Source organism: Leifsonia xyli subsp. xyli str. CTCB07 (genome assembly GCF_000007665.1).
Classification (GTDB): domain Bacteria; phylum Actinomycetota; class Actinomycetes; order Actinomycetales; family Microbacteriaceae; genus Leifsonia; species Leifsonia xyli_C.
The window spans coordinates 2,070,626-2,087,594 of the sequence record NC_006087.1; the positions used below are offsets into that span (position 1 = coordinate 2,070,626).

At 66.1% G+C, this 16,969-nt stretch carries 29 protein-coding genes; all 29 read right to left on the reverse strand.

Annotation, left to right across the window (positions count from 1 at the left end):
- Nucleotides 1-137: 137 nt before the first annotated feature.
- Complete coding sequence (gene rpmJ / locus LXX_RS09890; RefSeq protein ID WP_011186712.1) at nucleotides 138-251, reverse strand: 50S ribosomal protein L36; 114 nt, start codon at nucleotides 249-251, stop codon at nucleotides 138-140.
- Between the two features lie 80 nt (nucleotides 252-331).
- Nucleotides 332-553: a translation initiation factor IF-1 gene (gene infA, locus LXX_RS09895; protein WP_011186713.1), complete on the reverse strand. Its 222-nt coding sequence runs from the start codon at nucleotides 551-553 to the stop codon at nucleotides 332-334.
- 138 nt (nucleotides 554-691) lie between these two features.
- Nucleotides 692-1,522 (reverse strand): type I methionyl aminopeptidase, encoded by an 831-nt coding sequence (gene map, locus LXX_RS09900; RefSeq protein WP_011186714.1) that lies wholly within the window; start codon nucleotides 1,520-1,522, stop codon nucleotides 692-694.
- Nucleotides 1,523-1,529: 7 nt separating this feature from the next.
- Nucleotides 1,530-2,138, reverse strand: coding sequence for an adenylate kinase (locus LXX_RS09905; RefSeq protein ID WP_176714724.1), 609 nt, complete (start codon nucleotides 2,136-2,138; stop codon nucleotides 1,530-1,532).
- The gene (secY, locus tag LXX_RS09910) at nucleotides 2,135-3,457 is read right to left on the reverse strand and encodes a preprotein translocase subunit SecY (RefSeq protein WP_011186716.1); all 1,323 of its coding nucleotides are present in this window, start codon (nucleotides 3,455-3,457) and stop codon (nucleotides 2,135-2,137) included. The genes LXX_RS09905 and secY overlap by 4 nt, the downstream gene beginning before the upstream one ends.
- 80 nt (nucleotides 3,458-3,537) lie before the next feature.
- Nucleotides 3,538-4,170 carry a 50S ribosomal protein L15 gene (rplO, locus tag LXX_RS09915; RefSeq protein ID WP_011186717.1) on the reverse strand — a complete coding sequence of 211 codons (633 nt, stop codon included), beginning with the start codon at nucleotides 4,168-4,170 and terminating at the stop codon, nucleotides 3,538-3,540.
- Nucleotides 4,170-4,352 (reverse strand): 50S ribosomal protein L30, encoded by a 183-nt coding sequence (gene rpmD / locus LXX_RS09920; RefSeq protein WP_011186718.1) that lies wholly within the window; start codon nucleotides 4,350-4,352, stop codon nucleotides 4,170-4,172. The genes rplO and rpmD overlap by 1 nt, the downstream gene beginning before the upstream one ends.
- A complete protein-coding gene (rpsE, locus tag LXX_RS09925) occupies nucleotides 4,352-5,080 on the reverse strand; it encodes a 30S ribosomal protein S5 (protein ID WP_041767719.1) in 729 nt (242 codons plus the stop codon). Before rpsE ends, rpmD begins: the two co-directional genes overlap by 1 nt.
- Nucleotides 5,077-5,451, reverse strand: coding sequence for a 50S ribosomal protein L18 (rplR, locus tag LXX_RS09930; protein WP_011186720.1), 375 nt, complete (start codon nucleotides 5,449-5,451; stop codon nucleotides 5,077-5,079). Before rplR ends, rpsE begins: the two co-directional genes overlap by 4 nt.
- A gap of 2 nt (nucleotides 5,452-5,453) precedes the next feature.
- The gene (gene rplF, locus LXX_RS09935) at nucleotides 5,454-5,990 is read right to left on the reverse strand and encodes a 50S ribosomal protein L6 (protein WP_011186721.1); all 537 of its coding nucleotides are present in this window, start codon (nucleotides 5,988-5,990) and stop codon (nucleotides 5,454-5,456) included.
- 6 nt (nucleotides 5,991-5,996) lie between these two features.
- Nucleotides 5,997-6,395, reverse strand: coding sequence for a 30S ribosomal protein S8 (gene rpsH / locus LXX_RS09940; RefSeq protein ID WP_011186722.1), 399 nt, complete (start codon nucleotides 6,393-6,395; stop codon nucleotides 5,997-5,999).
- Nucleotides 6,396-6,511: 116 nt separating this feature from the next.
- Nucleotides 6,512-7,099: a 50S ribosomal protein L5 gene (gene rplE, locus LXX_RS09945; protein ID WP_011186723.1), complete on the reverse strand. Its 588-nt coding sequence runs from the start codon at nucleotides 7,097-7,099 to the stop codon at nucleotides 6,512-6,514.
- The gene (gene rplX, locus LXX_RS09950; protein ID WP_011186724.1) at nucleotides 7,099-7,458 is read right to left on the reverse strand and encodes a 50S ribosomal protein L24; all 360 of its coding nucleotides are present in this window, start codon (nucleotides 7,456-7,458) and stop codon (nucleotides 7,099-7,101) included. The genes rplE and rplX overlap by 1 nt, the downstream gene beginning before the upstream one ends.
- Before the next feature lie 3 nt (nucleotides 7,459-7,461).
- Nucleotides 7,462-7,830 (reverse strand): 50S ribosomal protein L14, encoded by a 369-nt coding sequence (gene rplN / locus LXX_RS09955; protein ID WP_011186725.1) that lies wholly within the window; start codon nucleotides 7,828-7,830, stop codon nucleotides 7,462-7,464.
- Nucleotides 7,827-8,132 (reverse strand): 30S ribosomal protein S17, encoded by a 306-nt coding sequence (gene rpsQ, locus LXX_RS09960; protein WP_011186726.1) that lies wholly within the window; start codon nucleotides 8,130-8,132, stop codon nucleotides 7,827-7,829. Before rpsQ ends, rplN begins: the two co-directional genes overlap by 4 nt.
- Nucleotides 8,132-8,476, reverse strand: a complete 345-nt coding sequence (gene rpmC, locus LXX_RS09965; RefSeq protein ID WP_011186727.1) for a 50S ribosomal protein L29 — start codon at nucleotides 8,474-8,476, stop codon at nucleotides 8,132-8,134. The genes rpsQ and rpmC overlap by 1 nt, the downstream gene beginning before the upstream one ends.
- On the reverse strand, nucleotides 8,476-8,895 hold the full coding sequence (gene rplP / locus LXX_RS09970) for a 50S ribosomal protein L16 (RefSeq protein WP_011186728.1): 420 nt from the start codon (nucleotides 8,893-8,895) through the stop codon (nucleotides 8,476-8,478). Before rplP ends, rpmC begins: the two co-directional genes overlap by 1 nt.
- Nucleotides 8,896-8,897: 2 nt before the next feature.
- Nucleotides 8,898-9,668 (reverse strand): 30S ribosomal protein S3, encoded by a 771-nt coding sequence (gene rpsC, locus LXX_RS09975; RefSeq protein ID WP_011186729.1) that lies wholly within the window; start codon nucleotides 9,666-9,668, stop codon nucleotides 8,898-8,900.
- On the reverse strand, nucleotides 9,668-10,078 hold the full coding sequence (gene rplV, locus LXX_RS09980) for a 50S ribosomal protein L22 (RefSeq protein WP_011186730.1): 411 nt from the start codon (nucleotides 10,076-10,078) through the stop codon (nucleotides 9,668-9,670). The genes rpsC and rplV overlap by 1 nt, the downstream gene beginning before the upstream one ends.
- Before the next feature lie 25 nt (nucleotides 10,079-10,103).
- Complete coding sequence (gene rpsS / locus LXX_RS09985) at nucleotides 10,104-10,385, reverse strand: 30S ribosomal protein S19 (RefSeq protein WP_011186731.1); 282 nt, start codon at nucleotides 10,383-10,385, stop codon at nucleotides 10,104-10,106.
- Between the two features lie 24 nt (nucleotides 10,386-10,409).
- Nucleotides 10,410-11,249, reverse strand: coding sequence for a 50S ribosomal protein L2 (gene rplB, locus LXX_RS09990; RefSeq protein WP_011186732.1), 840 nt, complete (start codon nucleotides 11,247-11,249; stop codon nucleotides 10,410-10,412).
- Between the two features lie 24 nt (nucleotides 11,250-11,273).
- Nucleotides 11,274-11,573, reverse strand: coding sequence for a 50S ribosomal protein L23 (gene rplW / locus LXX_RS09995; RefSeq protein WP_011186733.1), 300 nt, complete (start codon nucleotides 11,571-11,573; stop codon nucleotides 11,274-11,276).
- Nucleotides 11,573-12,238: a 50S ribosomal protein L4 gene (gene rplD / locus LXX_RS10000; protein ID WP_011186734.1), complete on the reverse strand. Its 666-nt coding sequence runs from the start codon at nucleotides 12,236-12,238 to the stop codon at nucleotides 11,573-11,575. The genes rplW and rplD overlap by 1 nt, the downstream gene beginning before the upstream one ends.
- A gap of 4 nt (nucleotides 12,239-12,242) precedes the next feature.
- A complete protein-coding gene (gene rplC, locus LXX_RS10005; RefSeq protein WP_011186735.1) occupies nucleotides 12,243-12,902 on the reverse strand; it encodes a 50S ribosomal protein L3 in 660 nt (219 codons plus the stop codon).
- 14 nt (nucleotides 12,903-12,916) lie between these two features.
- Nucleotides 12,917-13,225, reverse strand: a complete 309-nt coding sequence (rpsJ, locus tag LXX_RS10010) for a 30S ribosomal protein S10 (RefSeq protein ID WP_011186736.1) — start codon at nucleotides 13,223-13,225, stop codon at nucleotides 12,917-12,919.
- 322 nt (nucleotides 13,226-13,547) lie between these two features.
- Nucleotides 13,548-14,681, reverse strand: a complete 1,134-nt coding sequence (locus tag LXX_RS12805; RefSeq protein WP_050737913.1) for a glycosyltransferase — start codon at nucleotides 14,679-14,681, stop codon at nucleotides 13,548-13,550.
- Nucleotides 14,678-14,863 (reverse strand): hypothetical protein, encoded by a 186-nt coding sequence (locus LXX_RS14910; protein ID WP_176714723.1) that lies wholly within the window; start codon nucleotides 14,861-14,863, stop codon nucleotides 14,678-14,680. The genes LXX_RS12805 and LXX_RS14910 overlap by 4 nt, the downstream gene beginning before the upstream one ends.
- Nucleotides 14,860-15,600 (reverse strand): glycosyltransferase family 2 protein, encoded by a 741-nt coding sequence (locus LXX_RS16880; protein ID WP_011186738.1) that lies wholly within the window; start codon nucleotides 15,598-15,600, stop codon nucleotides 14,860-14,862. The genes LXX_RS14910 and LXX_RS16880 overlap by 4 nt, the downstream gene beginning before the upstream one ends.
- A complete protein-coding gene (locus tag LXX_RS16885) occupies nucleotides 15,536-16,561 on the reverse strand; it encodes a glycosyltransferase family 2 protein (RefSeq protein WP_192807297.1) in 1,026 nt (341 codons plus the stop codon). Before LXX_RS16885 ends, LXX_RS16880 begins: the two co-directional genes overlap by 65 nt.
- Nucleotides 16,562-16,969: the final 408 nt, after the last annotated feature.

Below are 16,969 nucleotides of genomic sequence, written 5' to 3' on the forward strand. Positions count from 1 at the left end.
CTGTTGATGAGCGGAGGTCTTCAGCGATCCCGGTGCCCCGGCCTCCTCCGGGGGTGTCCCCCGCCTCCTGAGTCAGGACGCGGGTTCTGGGATCGCCTCGTTATTCAGTTGAGTCTTGCGCGGTGAGCTCGGCGGGATCAGCCCTGGCGCTGTTTGTGGCGCGGGTTCTCGCAGATGACCATGACCCGGCCGTTTCGGCGGATGACCTTGCATTTGTCGCAGATCTTCTTGACGGAGGGGTTGACCTTCATGAGTGTTTCCAACCTTTGTTCGCTGTTTTCGTGCCTCACCCGGGGACACCCGTGGCGAGGCCGTTACTTACAGCAGACCTTTACTTGTAGCGGTAGACGATCCGGCCGCGGGTCAGATCGTAGGGGCTCAGCTCCACAATCACGCGGTCCTCGGGGAGGATGCGGATGTAGTGCTGACGCATCTTGCCGGAGATGTGGGCAAGAACCTTGTGACCGTTGGTGAGCTCCACGCGGAACATCGCGTTGGGGAGCGCCTCGATCACAGATCCTTCGATCTCGATGACACCGTCTTTTTTGGCCATAGCCTCACTGTCGCTAAAAATAGGGGTTGCTGGTCGTGCGTTGACCGGTGACGAGCATGCTGGAAGCGAGCCCAAGACACCAAGGGCCAATCTTATGGGATATCCGCATGTTTCTCCAATTCCCGCTATACTTTCGGTTCACGGAATCGGTCTCGGGGTGAGGCCGAACGGTGCGAGCCCGGCCGCCCCGCCGTCCTCCGCCGTCAGCACCCAGATGCCGTCCGCATGCACGGCGACACTGTGCTCCCAGTGCGCGGCAGCGGCCCCGTCCTCGGTCGCGACGGTCCAGCCATCGTCCTTCACATAGGTGTCCTGGTCTCCCAGCACGACCATCGGCTCGATCGCAACGACGAGTCCCGGCTTCACCTCCGGGCCTTTGGCCCGCACCCGGTAGTTGAAGACCGGCGGCTCCTCATGCATCCGGCGGCCGATCCCGTGCCCGATGTAGTCGGTCAGGATGCCGTACTCTCCCCGCGAGAGAATATAGTCCTCGATCGCCTCGCCGACCTCGTTGAGGTGCCTCGCCCGGGCGAGACGCGCGATCCCGTGCCAGAGCGACTGCTCCGTCACCTCGGAGAGCGTCTGCCGCTCGGCCACGAGGTCGGGACGCGCGGGGTCGGGCAGCACAAACGTACGCGCCGCATCCCCGTTCCAGCCATCGAGGATGGCGCCAGAGTCCACCGAGAGGATATCGCCGGGCTGCAGGATGCGGAATCCGGGGAGGCCATGCACGACCTCATCGTTCACCGACGCGCAGATCGTGTGGTGGTAACCCGCCTCCAGCTTGAAGTTCGGCTTGCCGCCCGCCGCCTCGACGGCGCGCTCAGCGATGCCGTCCAGCTCGAGCGTCGTGGTCCCGGCAGCGACGGCCCGCGCGACGGCGTCGAGAGAGGCCGCCGTGGCACGCCCCGGCGCCACCATCGCGCGCAGCTGCCCAGGCGTCTTGTAGAGAGAACGCTTGAAGACCATCGAGCGGCTAGGCGACAGACTCGCCGGTGCCCGTGAGGGGCAGGATGCCGCGCTCGGCGAGCGCCGTGCAAATGCGTCCGGCCACCTCGTCGACGGGGCCGAGTCCGTCCACCTCCACGAGCAGTCCGCGCTCGCGATAGACCTCGATCAGGGGGGAGGTCTCACGCACGTAGACCTCCTGGCGGTACCGGATGGCCTCTTCGGAGTCATCGGCGCGGCCCTGTTCCCGTGCCCGCTTGGTCAGCCTGGCGACGATCTCTTCACGGTCGGCGACGAGCTGGATCACAGCGTCCAGCTTCTCGCCGTCCGAACCCAGCAGCTCGTCCAGGTACTTCACCTGCTCGAGCGTGCGCGGATAGCCGTCCAGCAGAAAGCCGCCCTTGGCGTCGTCTTCGGCCAGCCGGCCGGTGACGAGTTCGTTGGTCAGGCTGTCCGGAACGTAGTCCCCCGCGTCCACGATGGCCTTGACCTGCTGGCCGAGTTCGGTCTTGTTCTTGATGTTGGCCCGGAAGATGTCGCCCGTGGAGATGTCGGGAATTCCGTATCCGCTGGTGATGCGGGAGGCCTGAGTGCCTTTCCCGGCTCCCGGAGGTCCGACGATGAGCATGCGGGTCAACGCAGCAACCCTTCGTAGTGCCGTTGCTGGAGCTGGGAGTCGATCTGCTTGACCGTCTCAAGGCCGACACCGACGATGATGAGGATGGATGTGCCGCCGAACATGAAGTTCTGGCTGGCTCCGAGCAGGGCGAAGGCGACGAGAGGGATCAGCGCGATCACCCCCAGGTAGACGGAGCCGGGCAGCGTCACACGGGTCAGCACGTAGTCGAGGTATTCGGCGGTGGGGCGTCCGGCGCGGATGCCGGGGATGAAGCCGCCGTACTTCTTCATGTTGTCGGCCACCTCCTCCGGGTTGAACGTGATGGCCACGTAGAAGTAGGTGAAGCCGACGATCAGCAGGAAGTAGAGCAGCATGTACAGCGGGTGGTCGCCCTTGGTCAGGTAGTTCGTGATCCAGGTGACCCAGGCAGCCGGCGCCTTGCCCGCGGCCGGCTGGTTGAACTGCGCGATCAGCGCCGGCAGGTACAGCAGCGACGAAGCGAAGATGACCGGCACGACACCGGCCATGTTGACCTTGATCGGGATGTAGGTGTTGTTCCCGCCATAGGTCCGCCGCCCGACCATGCGCTTGGCGTACTGCACGGGGATGCGGCGCTGCGACTGCTCGACGAACACGACCGCCGCGACGATCAGCAGCCCGATCGCGATCACCACCAGCATGATCTCGATGCTCTGCGACTGCCCGATGGTCCACAGCGAGCTCGGGAACTGCGCCGCGATCGAGGTGAAGATGAGCAGCGACATGCCATTGCCGATGCCGCGCTCGGTGACCAGCTCGCCCATCCACATGATGAGGCCGGTGCCCGCGGTCATGGTGATGACCATGAGCATGATCGCATACCAGGAGTCGTCCGTGATCAGCTGGGTACACTGCGAAACGGCCGTCGTGCCGAAGAGCGCACCGGAGCGGGCGACGGTGATCAGCGTTGTCGACTGGAGGACGCCGAGCGCGATCGTGAGATAGCGCGTGTACTGCGTGAGCTTAGCCTGCCCGGCCTGACCCTCCTTGTAGAGGGTCTCGAAACGCGGGATGACCACGCGCAGCAGCTGCACGATGATCGACGCGGTGATGTACGGCATGATGCCGAGCGCGAAGATCGAAAGCTTGAGGAGCGCCCCGCCCGAGAACAGGTTGACGAGCGAGTAGAGGCCCGAGGTGTCCTGGTTGGCGTTGAGGCAGGTCTGCACGTTGGCGAAGTCCACGAACGGCGCGGGGATGAAGGACCCCAGCCGGAACAGGGCAATGATACCCAACGTGAAGAAGATCTTCCGGCGGAGATCCGGAGTGCGGAAAATCCGCGCGACGGCGCTAAACAAAAGTGCGTCCTGCTTTCCTGTCGGAAGTCAGTCGGGTGACCGGTGGAGTTCCGGCCACCCGACTGTGCTGCTGAGGGAGGCTACCGGTTCACAGAGCCGCCAGCGGCGACGATCTTCTGCTCAGCGGAGCCGGAGACCTTATCGACCGCAACGTTCAGCTTAACCGCAATGTCCCCGTTACCGAGAACCTTGACCTTCTCGTTCTTGCGAACGGCGCCCTTGGCGACGAGGGCGGCGACGGTGACGTCACCGCCCGCCGGGTAGAGCTCGGCGAGCTTCTCCAGGTTGACCACCTGGTACTCGACGCGGAACGGGTTCTTGAACCCACGCAGCTTCGGCGTCCGCATGTGGAACGGAAGCTGACCGCCCTGGAAGCCGGGGCGCACCTGATAACGGGCCTTGGTTCCCTTGGTGCCACGACCGGCCGTTTTGCCCTTGGAGCCCTCACCGCGTCCGACGCGGGTCTTCTCCTTCTTGGCACCGGCGGCGGGTCGCAGGTGGTGGACCTTCAGGACCTGCTCGCGCGGGGCGGCGACGTCCTTCTTAGCCGAGGCCTTCGCCGGCTTGGCGGCGACAGTCTCGCCTTTGGCGGCGGGAGCGGCCTTGTCCGCAGCAGCGGCCTTCGCCGGAGCCTTCTTGGCCAGAGCCGTGGCCGTCGCCTTCTCGGCAACCGGCTTCGCGGCGGCCTCGTTCGTCGACTTGTCGTCAGCCATTAGTCAATCTCCTCGACTTTCACCAGATGGGCGACGGTCCTGACGTATCCGCGGTTCTGTGCGGTGTCCTCGCGGACAGTCACGTCGCCGATGCGCTTCAGTCCCAGGCTGCGCAGCGTGTCGCGCTGGTACTGCTTCTCGCTCACTTTCGACTTGATCTGCGTGATCTTCAGACGGGCCATCAGGCACCCACCTTCTCTGCGCCCGCCTTCTTGGCAGCGGCAGCGGCCTCGGCCGCGCGGGCCTCGATCTGCAGCAGCTTCTCCGGCGCGACACGGTCGTAGTCCAGACCACGGCGGGCGGCGACGGCACGCGGCTCCTCGAGCTGCTGAAGCGCCTCCACCGTGGCGTGGACGATGTTGATCGTATTCGACGAGCCGAGCGACTTGCTCAGCACGTCGTGGATGCCGGCGCACTCCAGGACGGCACGCACCGGACCACCCGCGATGACACCGGTACCGGCCGCGGCCGGACGGAGGAGGACAACGCCAGCGGCGGCCTCGCCCTGCACCGGGTGCGGGATGGTGTTGGCGACGCGCGGGACACGGAAGAAGTTCTTCTTCGCCTCCTCGACGCCCTTCGAGATCGCCAGCGGCACCTCGCGGGCCTTGCCGTAGCCGACGCCCACCAGGCCGTTGCCGTCGCCGACGACCACGAGAGCGGTGAAGCTGAAGCGACGACCGCCCTTCACGACCTTCGAGACGCGGTTGATGGTGACGACGCGCTCCAGGAACTGGCTCTTGTCGGCGTCCCGGTTGCCGCGATCGCGGTTGGGGTTGCGCTCCCGGCCACCGCGGCGCGGCTCACGCTGCTCGCGGTTGTTGTCGGTCGACGCAGCGGTCTCGACCGGCTGCGCGGTCTCCGTTACCTCAGCGGCCACGGTCTGCTCCTTGTCGTTCGTCTCGCTCACAGGTTCAGCCCGCCTTCGCGAGCGCCCTCGGCGACGGCGGCCACACGGCCGGCGTACTGACTGCCGCCGCGGTCGAAGACCACGGCCTCGACACCGGCGCTCTTCGCGCGCTCGGCGACGAGCTCACCGACCTTGCGGGCCTTGGCGGTCTTGTCGCCGTCGAAGCCGCGGAGGTCCGCCTCCATCGTCGACGCGGAGGCCAGGGTGCGGCCCTGGGCGTCGTCCACGACCTGCACGAAGACGTGACGGGCCGAACGGGTGACCACCAGGCGCGGACGCAGCTCGGTGCCGACGATCTTCTTGCGCAGGCGGGTGTGACGACGGCCACGCGCGGCCGCCTTGCTCTTTCCTCTGGTACCCAGCAGAGCCATGATTACTTACCAGCCTTTCCGGCCTTGCGGCGGACGACCTCGCCGGCGTAGCGCACGCCCTTGCCCTTGTACGGCTCGGGCTTACGGATCTTGCGGATATTCGCGGCGACCTCGCCCACGGCCTGCTTGTCGATGCCGGCCACGGTGAGCTTGTTGTTGCCCTCGACCGTGAAGGTGATGCCGGCCGGCGGCTCGACGGTAACCGGGTGCGAGAAGCCGAGCGCGAACTCGACACCCGCACCCTTCTGGGCCACCCGGTAACCGGTGCCGACGATCTCCAGGCCCTTCGAGTAGCCCTGGGTGACGCCCACGATGTTGTTGTTGAGGAGGGTGCGGGTGAGGCCGTGCAGCGAACGCGACTCGCGCTCGTCGTCCGGACGGGTGACCAGGACCTGGCCCTCCTCCAGCTTCACCTCGATCGGGCTCGCGACAGTGAGGCTGAGCTCGCCCTTCGGACCCTTGACGGTGACGGCCTGGCCGTCGATCTTCACATCGACCCCGGCGGGGACGTCGATGGGCAGTCTTCCAATACGCGACATGGCGGGTTACCACACGTAGGCGAGGACTTCCCCACCCACGCCCTTCTTCTCAGCCTGGCGGTCCGTGAGGAGCCCCGAGGAGGTGGACAGGATGGCGACGCCGAGCCCGCCAAGCACTTTGGGGAGCTCCGTGGACTTCGCGTAGACGCGGAGGCCGGGCTTGGAGACGCGCTTGATACCGGCGATGGAACGCTCGCGGTTCGGACCGAACTTAAGGCTCAGCGTCAGGGTCTGGCCGACACGGGCGTCGGCGACCTCCCACCCGGAGATGTAGCCCTCGGTGGTGAGGATCTCGGCGATGTGTACTTTGAGCTTCGAATGCGGCATCGAAACAGTGTCGTGGTGCGCAGAGTTCGCGTTGCGCAGTCTGGTCAGCATGTCTGCGACCGGATCTGTCATTGTCATTGCGGTTTTCCTTTGTTCACCAGGTTTCGTTCAGCCGTTACACGACTGACGACCTGTGGTGGAAGTGGGCCGGCCGGACCGGCCGGCCCACAAGTAGACAAGACTGCTAGGTTTCCCTAGCTCGCCGCCTCCACCGAACGGAAGGGGAAGCCGAGCTGCTTGAGCAGCGCACGGCCCTCCTCGTCGTTCTTGGCGGTGGTCACGACCGTGATGTCCATACCGCGGACGCGGTCGATCCTGTCCTGGTTGATCTCGTGGAACATCGACTGTTCCGTGAGACCGAACGTGTAGTTGCCGTTCCCGTCGAACTGCTTGTCGCTCAGGCCGCGGAAGTCCCGGATGCGGGGCAGGGCGAGCGAGAGCAGCCGGTCGAGGAACTCCCACATCCGGTCGCCACGCAGCGTGACGTGCGCGCCGATCGGCTGGCCCTCCCGCAGCTTGAACTGCGCGATGGACTTGCGGGCCTTGGTGACCTGCGGCTTCTGGCCGGTGATCAGGGTGAGGTCGTTGATCGCACCGTCGATGACCTTGCCGTCGCGAGCCGCCTCACCCATGCCCATGTTGACGACGATCTTCACGAGGCCGGGCACCTGATGCACGTTCGTGAAGCCGAAGTCCTTGGACAGGTTCGCGGCGATCTCGGTCTTGTACTTCTGCTTCAGGCGAGGCTGGATTTTTCCAGCGCTCGTTGCAGTGTCCGTCATTACAGGTCCTTACCAGACTTCTTGGCGTAACGAACGCGGACCGTCTTGGCGACGCCGTCCTTCGTCACTGTCTCCGTGCGGAAGCCGACCCGGGTCGGTTTCTTGGTCTCGGGGTCCACGAGCGCCACGTTCGAGACGTGGATCGACGCCTCGTGGGTCTCGATGCCACCGGTCTTCGTGCCACGCTGCGTCTGACCGACGCGAACGTGCTTGGTCACGAAGTTGACGCCCTCGACGATCACGCGGTTCTTCTCCACGAGGACCTCGATGACGCGCCCCTGCTTGCCGCGGTCACCGCCGCGGGCCTGCGAGCGGCCCGTGATGACCTGGACCAGGTCGCCCTTCTTGATGTTGGCCATGTGTTACAGCACCTCCGGGGCCAGCGAGATGATCTTCATGAACTTCTTGTCGCGAAGCTCACGGCCGACCGGGCCGAAGATACGGGTTCCGCGGGGGTCACCGTCGTTCTTCAGGATCACGGCGGCGTTCTCGTCGAACTTGATGTAAGAGCCGTCCGTGCGCCGGGTGTTCTTCCGCGTGCGCACGATGACGGCCTTGACGACATCGCCCTTCTTGACGTTTCCGCCGGGGATGGCGTCTTTGACCGTGGCGACGATGACGTCGCCCAGGCCCGCGTAGCGACGACCGGAGCCACCGAGAACGCGGATGGTCAGGAGTTCCTTCGCGCCCGTGTTGTCGGCAACCTTGAGTCGGGATTCCTGCTGAATCACTTGGCCTTCTCCAGAATCTCAACCAGGCGCCAGCGCTTGCTGGCGCTCAGGGGGCGGGTCTCGTTGATGAGAACGAGGTCGCCGATGCCGGCGACGTTGCTCTCATCGTGCGCCTTCACCTTGGAGGTGCGGCGGAGGACCTTGCCGTACAGCGGGTGCTTCACGCGGTCCTCGACCTCGACGACGATGGTCTTGTCCATCTTGTCGCTGACGACGTAGCCGCGACGGGCCTTCCGGTAGCCACGGACGAGGGCCTCGTCGGCCGCCGGCTCCGCAGCCGTGGCTTTGGTGGTCTCAGCCATTACTTGGCCTCCTCAGTCTCGGTCTCGGCGACCTCGGCGGCCGCGGGGGCCTCCGTCTCCGCCTTGGACTTCGCTGCCTTCTTGGCAGGCTTCTTGGCGGGCTCAGCCTCGACCGGAGCCGGGGTGGCCCGGATCCCGAGCTCGCGCTCACGGATCACGGTGTAGATGCGAGAGATGTCGCGCTTCACGGCGCGCAGGCGGCCGTGGCTCTCGAGCTGGCCGGTGGCCGACTGGAAGCGCAGGTTGAACAGCTCCTCCTTGGCCTTCTTCAGCTCGTCGATCAGACGCTCGTCCTCGAAAGTGTCGAGCTCGCTCGGAGCGAGCTCCTTGGTGCCGATCGCCATTACGCGTCGCCCTCCTCGCGCTTGATGATGCGTGCCTTGAGGGGCAGCTTGTGGATTGCACGGCTCATCGCCTCGCGAGCGAGGTCCTCGGAGACTCCCGAGACCTCGAAGAGGACGCGACCCGGCTTGACGTTGGCGACCCACCACTCCGGGGAGCCCTTACCGGAACCCATGCGGGTCTCGGCCGGCTTCTTCGTGAGCGGACGGTCGGGGTAGATGTTGATCCACACCTTGCCGCCACGCTTGATGTGACGCGTCATGGCGATACGAGCGGACTCGATCTGACGGTTGGTGACATAAGCGGGGGTCAAGGCCTGGATGCCGAACTCGCCGAACGAGACCTTCGTTCCACCGGTCGCCTGGCCGCTCCGGCCGGGGTGGTGCTGCTTGCGGTGCTTGACTCTGCGTGGGATCAACATGGCTATGCCTCAACTCCTGCTGCGGCCGGCACGGTCGAGGCTTCGGGCGCGTTGCTCCCCCGGCCACCGCGGCGCGGACGGTCGTTGCGCTCGCGCGACGGCTTGACGTTCGCCTGCACGCGAGCAAGTTCTTTGTTCGTGATGTCGCCCTTGTACATCCACACCTTGACGCCGAGGCGACCGAAGGTGGTCTTGGCCTCGTAGAAGCCGTAGTCGATGTTGGCGCGGAGCGTGTGCAGCGGCACACGGCCCTCGCGGTAGAACTCGGAGCGGCTCATCTCCGCGCCGCCGAGACGGCCGGACACCTGGATGCGGACACCCTTGGAGCCGGCGCGCTGAGCGCCCTGCAGGCCCTTGCGCATCGCGCGGCGGAACGCCACACGCGCGGCGAGCTGCTCGGCGATGCCCTGCGCGACGAGCTGGGCGTCGGCCTCGGGGTTCTTGACCTCGAGGATGTTCAGCTGGATCTGCTTGCCCGAGAGCTTCTCGAGGTCGGCGCGGATGCGCTCGGCCTCGGCGCCACGACGACCGATCACGATGCCCGGACGGGCGGTGTGGATGTCGACGCGGACGCGGTCGCGGGTGCGCTCGATCTCGATGCGGGACACGCCCGCGCGGTCGAGCGATGTCTTCAGCAGGGTGCGTATCTTGACGTCCTCAGCGAGGTAGTCGCTGTACCGCTGTCCCTTCTTCGTGCTGTCGGAGAACCACCGCGACACGTGGTCGGTGGTGATGCCCAGACGGAAGCCGTACGGGTTGACTTTCTGACCCATTAGTTGCTCGCCTTCTTTGCGGTGCTGGCCTTCTTAGCTGGCTGCGCGGCCTCGGCCTCGTCCGGCGTCGCGAGGACGACGGTGATGTGGCTGGTGCGCTTGTTGATGCGGAAGGCACGGCCCTGAGCGCGCGGCTGGAACCGCTTCAGGGTGGTCCCCTCGTCCACGAAAGCGCGGCTCACATAGAGGTCCTGCTCATCCAGATAGGTGTTGCTCTGGTCGGCCTTGACGCGCGCATTGGCGATGGCCGACGCGACCAGCTTGTACACCGGCTCGCTCGCGCCCTGCGGGGCGAACTTCAGGATGGCCAGGGCCTCCTGAGCCTGCTTGCCGCGGATCATGTTGACGACGCGACGGGCCTTCATGGGGGTGACGCGGATGTGTCGCACGCGTGCGATCGACTCCACCATTTCTCTCCTCCTTTCGTCACCGCTCTTAGCGGCGACGACCCCTCTTGTCGTCCTTCACGTGACCGCGGAAGGTACGCGTCGGCGCGAACTCGCCGAGCTTGTGACCGACCATGGTCTCGGTGACGAACACCGGGATGTGCTTGCGACCGTCGTGTACCGCGATCGTGTGGCCGAGCATGGCCGGGACGATCATCGAGCGGCGCGACCAGGTCTTGATCACGTTCTTGCTATTAGCCTCGTTCGCGGCGACCACCTTGCGGAACAGGTGCTCGTCGACGAAGGGGCCCTTCTTAAGACTGCGTGGCATCTTCTTCGGTTCCTATTCCCTGGCCTACTTGCGCTTCTTGCCGGCGTTGCGACGGCGGACGATGAGCTTGTCGCTTTCCTTGTTGGGGTGGCGCGTGCGGCCTTCTTTCTGGCCCCACGGGCTGACCGGGTGGCGACCACCGGAGGTCTTGCCCTCACCACCACCGTGCGGGTGGTCGATCGGGTTCATCGCGACACCGCGGACGGTCGGGCGGACGCCCTTCCAGCGCATGCGTCCGGCCTTGCCCCAGTTGATGTTCGACTGCTCGGCGTTGCCGACCTCGCCGATCGTGGCACGGCAGCGCGCATCGACGTTGCGGACCTCGCCCGAGGGGAGGCGCAGCTGGGCGTAGGGGCCGTCCTTCGCGACGAGACGCACCGAGGAGCCCGCGGAGCGGGCCAGCTTGGCGCCACCGCCCGGCTTCAGCTCGATCGCGTGGACGACGGTGCCGGTCGGGATGTTGCACAGCGGCAGGTTGTTGCCCGGCTTGATGTCCGCGCCAGCGCCCGACTCGACGATGTTGCCCTGTTTGAGACCGGCGGGCGCCAGGATGTAGCGCTTGGTGCCGTCCAGGAAGTGCAGCAACGCGATGCGAGCCGTGCGGTTGGGGTCGTACTCGATGTGCGCGACCTTGGCGTTGACGCCGTCCTTGTCATTGCGACGGAAGTCGATGACGCGGTACTGGCGCTTGTGGCCACCACCGATGTGACGGGTCGTGATGCGGCCCTGGTTGTTGCGGCCACCGGACTTCGACAGCGGCCGGAGAAGGGACTTCTCCGGGTTCGACCGGGTGATCTCGGCGAAGTCGGCGACGGAGGAGCCGCGACGCCCGGGGGTCGTGGGCTTGTAATTGCGAATAGCCATGTCTGTTTTCCTCTAATCCTTCGCTCAGCCGACGGCCGTGAAGATGTCGATGGAACCGGACTTCAGCGTGACGATGGCACGCTTGGTGTCCTTGCGCTTACCGAGGCCGAACTTGGTGCGGCGGGTCTTGCCCTGACGGTTCAGGGTGTTCACCGACGCGACCTCGACCCTGAAGATCGACTCGATGGCGAGCTTGATCTCGGTCTTGTTGGAACGCGGGTCGACAAGGAAGGTGTACTTGCCCTCGTCGATCAGGCCGTAGCTCTTCTCGGAGACGACCGGAGCGATGATGACGTCGCGCGGGTCCTTGTTGACGGCGGCCATCAGGCGTTCACCTCTTCCTTCTTGGTCGCAGCGCTCGTGGACTTGGCTGCGATGAAGCCCTCGAGCGCGGCCTGGGTGAAGACGATGTCGTCGCTCACCAGCACGTCGTAGGCGTTCAGCTGGTCGTAGGTCAGCGCATGCACGGACGCGATGTTGCGCACGCTCTTGAAAGCGAGTTCGTCGTCGCGCTCCAGCACGACGAGGACGTGCTTCGAGGTGGCGACGCCGCTCAGCAGCTCCACGACGGCCTTGGTCGAGGGGGCTTCACCGGCGGTGAAGGCCTGGACGGCGTGGATGCGGCTGCCGCGAGCGCGGTCCGAGAGAGCGCCGAGCAGAGCGGCGGCGATCATCTTCTTGGGGGTGCGCTGCGAGTAGTCGCGCGGGGTCGGTCCGTGGACGATGCCACCACCGGTCATCTGCGGGGCGCGGATCGAGCCCTGACGAGCGCGGCCGGTGCCTTTCTGCTTGAACGGCTTGCGACCGGCACCGGAGACCTCACCACGGTTCTTCGTCTTGTGGGTGCCCTGACGCGCGGCGGCGAGCTGAGCGGTGACCACCTGGTGGATCAGCGGGATGTTGGTCTGAACGTCGAACAGGGAGTCGGGGAGCTCGATGGAGCCGGCCTTCTTGCCCTTGAGGTCGACGACGTCAATCGAGGTAGCCATGGATTTAGGCCCCCTTCACTGCGTTGCGGACGAAAACGATGCGGCCGCGAGCGCCGGGAACGGCGCCTTTGACCAGCAGCAGGCCCTTCTCGGCGTCGATCGCCTGAACCTTCAGATTCAGGACGGTGACGCGCTCGCCACCCATGCGACCGGCCATGCGCATGCCCTTGAAGACACGGCTCGGGGTCGAGGAGGCGCCGATGGAGCCCGGCTTGCGGTGGTTGCGGTGCGCACCGTGCGAAGCGGAGACGCCCTGGAAGTTGTGGCGCTTCATGACACCGGCGAAGCCCTTGCTCTTCGAGGTGCCGACGACATCGACCAGCTGGCCGGCCTCGAAGGTGCCGTCGACGGTGAGCTCCTGGCCGGCCGAGTACTCGGCGGCGTCGGCGGTACGGACCTCGGTCAGGTGACGGCGCGGCGTGACGCCCGCCTTGTCGAAGTGACCGGCGGAGGGCTTGTTGACCTTGCGCCGGTCGATCTGGCCGTAGGCGATCTGGACGGCGTTGTAGCCGTCTGCCTCGGGGGTGCGGACTTGGGTCACGACGTTCGGCGTGATCTCGATGACGGTCACGGGGATGAGAGTGTCGTTCTCGTCCCAGACCTGGGTCATGCCGAGCTTCTTGCCGAGGAGGCCACGGGAGGTCTTGGTATCGATGGTGGACATAGCGGCACTCCCCCTTAGAGCTTGATCTCGATGTTGACGTCGGCCGGCAGGTCGAGACGCATGAGCGAGTCGACGGCCTTCGGCGTCGGGTCGACGATGTCGATCAGCCGCTTGTGCGTGCGCATCTCGAAGTGCTCACGGCTGTCCTTGTACTTGTGGGGCGAACGGATGACGCACACCACGTTCTTCTCGGTGGGAAGCGGCACCGGCCCGACGACGGTCGCGCCGGCACGAGTCACCGTGTCGACGATCTTGCGCGCCGAGGTGTCGAGACCAGCGTGGTCGTACGATTTAAGCCGAATGCGGATCTTCTGTCCCGCCATGTTGCGACTCTCTCTCTTGTTATGGCGTCGTACGAAGAGCTCTCCCCGAAGGGAAGTGCTCTCGCATTGGACGCGATGCGACGAACGCAGGGGAACGCCACTGTTTATCTGTCAACTCCCCGGCCATGGCTCCGGGATTTCTCCCGGCCGGAAGACAGGGATGAACAGTGTTTTCCGAGGTGGCCGAAGTGAGCGTGTCCTGCTGCCTGCGGCCTAACCGTCCATCCACGGGTCCGGAGACTCTCGCGCTGGGCTATGCACAACCTGGCAGTGATCCGTTCGGAGCGCGCACAGTCACGCTCGTTCCGAAATGTTGAACCCGTCAAGTTTGCCAGATTCCGGCCAGTGCTGCAACCCGGGCGTGTCGCGCTACAGCGATCCGGCGAGTTCCGTCAGTTTCGCGCCGAAGCGAGCGTATTCGGAGGCGACGTACGCCTCGAGCGCCCCGGCTGCGTCGCGCGGCGTCCGGGCCGGGCTCACCGATCGAGCGCAGAGCTGCGGCGAGGGCGCTGACCAGTTCTGCGGGGGAGGAACCGTCGACCTGGACGAGACTCTCCCCCACCGCCCCGGCCACTTCCTCCAGCGCCGGCGAGCTGCGCGTGACAACCGTCTTCCCAGCGGCCAGACCCTGCCAGACCTTGTTGGCAATGACGCTCCGCGCCTTCGGCGAGTCCCCGAAGATGCCGAGCACCACATCCGCGGCGGCCAGGTGATCGGCCAGCTCGATCGCGGGGACCGGCTCGAGGAATCGGCATTGCCCGGCGATCCCGAGCTCAGCGGCCCGCGCGCGGATGCTCGCCCGCAGCGTACCGTCGCCGATGAACGTGGCCTCTAACGGCACGGCCGCTCCGAGCGTGGCGAGCGCCTCCACGATGACCGGCGGCCCGTGCAGCGGGATGTAGTTGCCGTAGTAGAGGACCCGGAGGGGCTCGTCCGCGGCGCGCCGGCGATCGGCCGCTGTCCCGGTCGCCGGGCGCGCCCACCCGGGAGCGCCCACCGGGAGCGAGAGGACATCGGTTCCGGGATGCGCAGCAGCCAGCTGTTGCGCCCGGACCCTGGTGTCGATCAGGACGAGGTCGGCCAGCGCGCAGGCCATCGTGTCCACCAGCGCGTACCATCGCGCCCGCAGCGAGCCCGGTCGTGCCTTCTTCCAGTCTTCGACCATCGTCTCGTACTGCCCGACGAACCCGTCTGCCACGAGCACACCCCGGTTGAGGCGCGCGACCGCCCACACGACGGCGACGTACGGGAGCGAGAACTCCGACAGAATGTAGACTCGCCGCCCATGCACCGTGAACAGGAGCGCTCGGAGATCGTGCAGCATCCGCCGCCAGCGGGGCCCTTCCCGACGTCGCGTGATCGTGATCTCAGCGTCCAGCTGTTCCTCAAGGAAAGCGCGAATCCGTGCGTTGCGTGGATACTCGGTGTCCCAGACACGGCAGTAGGCGATCTTCACGCGACCGGCCTCCCCATCCGGACCCGGTTGCTGAGCGCGCGGAACGTTGTGACGCAGAAGTAGGCCCAAGCGCCGTACCCGGGCCGTCCGCCGCTGAGAGCCGCGCCGAGGCACGCGAGCAGGCCGCTCCCGCTCGCCGCCCGTCCCGCGCGGTCGGCGGGCAGCGTCAGAAATGAAGTCACCGCGAACACGCCGGCTGGTCGCTGTGAGATGCCGTTTGCCCCACTCGAGGCTCGCACGCCAGTTGGGGTCCGTCGTCAGGGAGTCGGCGTGACTGACGGGGCGGCACACGAGCGGTTCTGGAACGCACAGCATCCGGGTTCCCCGTTCGCGCTCCAGCCGGATCAGCCACTCCCAGTCTTGGTGGAGCCGCACAGCGGTGTCCCACGGCTCGGACAGCGCCAGCTCCCGGGGGAACAGCTATGGTGGAAGAAGCGAATTGCGGCGAGACAGAACGGAGCCGGGGTCTTTCCAGCAGATACTCGGTGATGCTCGGCACATCTCGGACTGGCTCGGTGGGGACCACACGCTCACCGCCGGTGCTCAGGTCTTTTTCGAGAATCGCACAGCTCATCACCCAGTTGCCACCAGAGACTCCGGCCGATTCGAGCGCGTCCAGCTGCGCTCGGAGCTTCGTCGCTTCCCAGGTGTCGTCGTCGTCCAGCAACGCGACAGTCTCGTGCCGCGCCGAGCGGATGCCGGCCATACGTGCGCCGTTCCCGCGCAGTCCCGGTTCGGAGCGCACGACACGCACACGGGCGTCCTGGAACACCGGGTCGGGGCCCTGCCCGTTCATAGCGACGATCACCTCCACGTCCACGTCGCGCTGAACGAGAGCGGAAGCGACCGCGTCGTCAAGGGCGCCGCGAGTGTTCATCGTCGGGATGACAACGCTCACAGCGGAGATTCGCGGGTTCATCGCCACACCTTTCTGATCGAATCGTGTGCCCAGAGCGCGCAGCGCAGGAGGACGGGGTAGAGCGGTCCGGACAGGCGGATGACCCAGACGTGGAGGGCAGCGACCGGCCTGGGCGCCGACCTGAGTCAGCCGGATCGTCCGCAGCTCCTGACGGGCGAGCCGCATCCCCTCGTTCACCTCTGCTCGCGAGCCACGGCGCCGGACCGGAACGAAGGCCACCGCCAGCGCGTAGAACCAGAGCCGGAAGACGTCGATGCGCTGCGGCTCGACTCCCGCTCGCTCCGCCGCGGCGACAGCCGCATCGCGTGCTACGGCATAGCACGCGAAGTTCTGCGTGCGTTCCCGGCTCAGCGAGCCCCCCCCCCCGCTCGACGTCGGTGTAGACAGACTCCGGCCAGAAGACGATGCGTTCGCTCCGCTCCAGCGCATCGACGACACCGATGAAGTCTTCCTGCGGATAGTCGCGTCCGAACGTCTCCGCGTGCAGCACAGAGCGACGGAACAGCTTGCTCCAGAGGAAGCCCTGGACGTCGCCGTCGAGAACGCTTCGCAGCGCGCGCTCGCGGCCGGTTGTCCGCTGCTCGCCGATTCCGTCGATCCAGCGCTCGCTGGCGCCTGCGGCGCGGAAGCGAGCACGGGCGAACACGAGATCCGGCTTTCCGGAGATGGCCTCGGCGAAGCTGTCGAGCGCGTTCGGCTCCGGATCGTCGTCGTCCACGAACCAGACGTACTCGCGGTCGATCAGGCCGATCGCCGCGTTGCGAGCGGCAGCCGGCCCCCGATTCTCCTCAAGGGCGAGAACGCGGACCTCCCGGCGCCCCACCGCCCACTCTCGAAGCCTGCTCTCGGTGGCGTCGGTCGATGCATCGTCCACAAGGACGATCTGCGCGCCACGGTCGAACTCGGCGAGGCGGGCGAGGGAACGGCCGACCGCCGGACCGGCGTTATAGAAGCAGGCCACGACGGCGACGGGATTCGGGCAGATGTCTCGGAAATGAGATATGGGACATGATACAACATGTACACACAAAGATTACCTGTGTGAAGGGTTCCACTCGCCGCAGACCCCGGCGGCGACAGCTCTGAGCGGCCGGCAGAAGACGAAAGCTGCGAAGAACACCCGCCGGCACGCAGAAGCGGGACCGGCTGTGTCACCGGCCCCGCTCGAGCGACGCCTCGCGCCGTCGCTCAGATCGTGTCAAGACCGCTCACGCTCCCGAACTCTTCGCCCGGGATCCGGTCAGCGGTGTGGTCTGGTTTGCGAGGTGCTGGCTTAGCATAGGCGCTCCCTTCGGCGACGGACCCGTTCGGTTGAATCGGTAAGACCATTCTGTGCCCGGGGAGCGCTGAGGCAAAGGCCCAGGCGCGG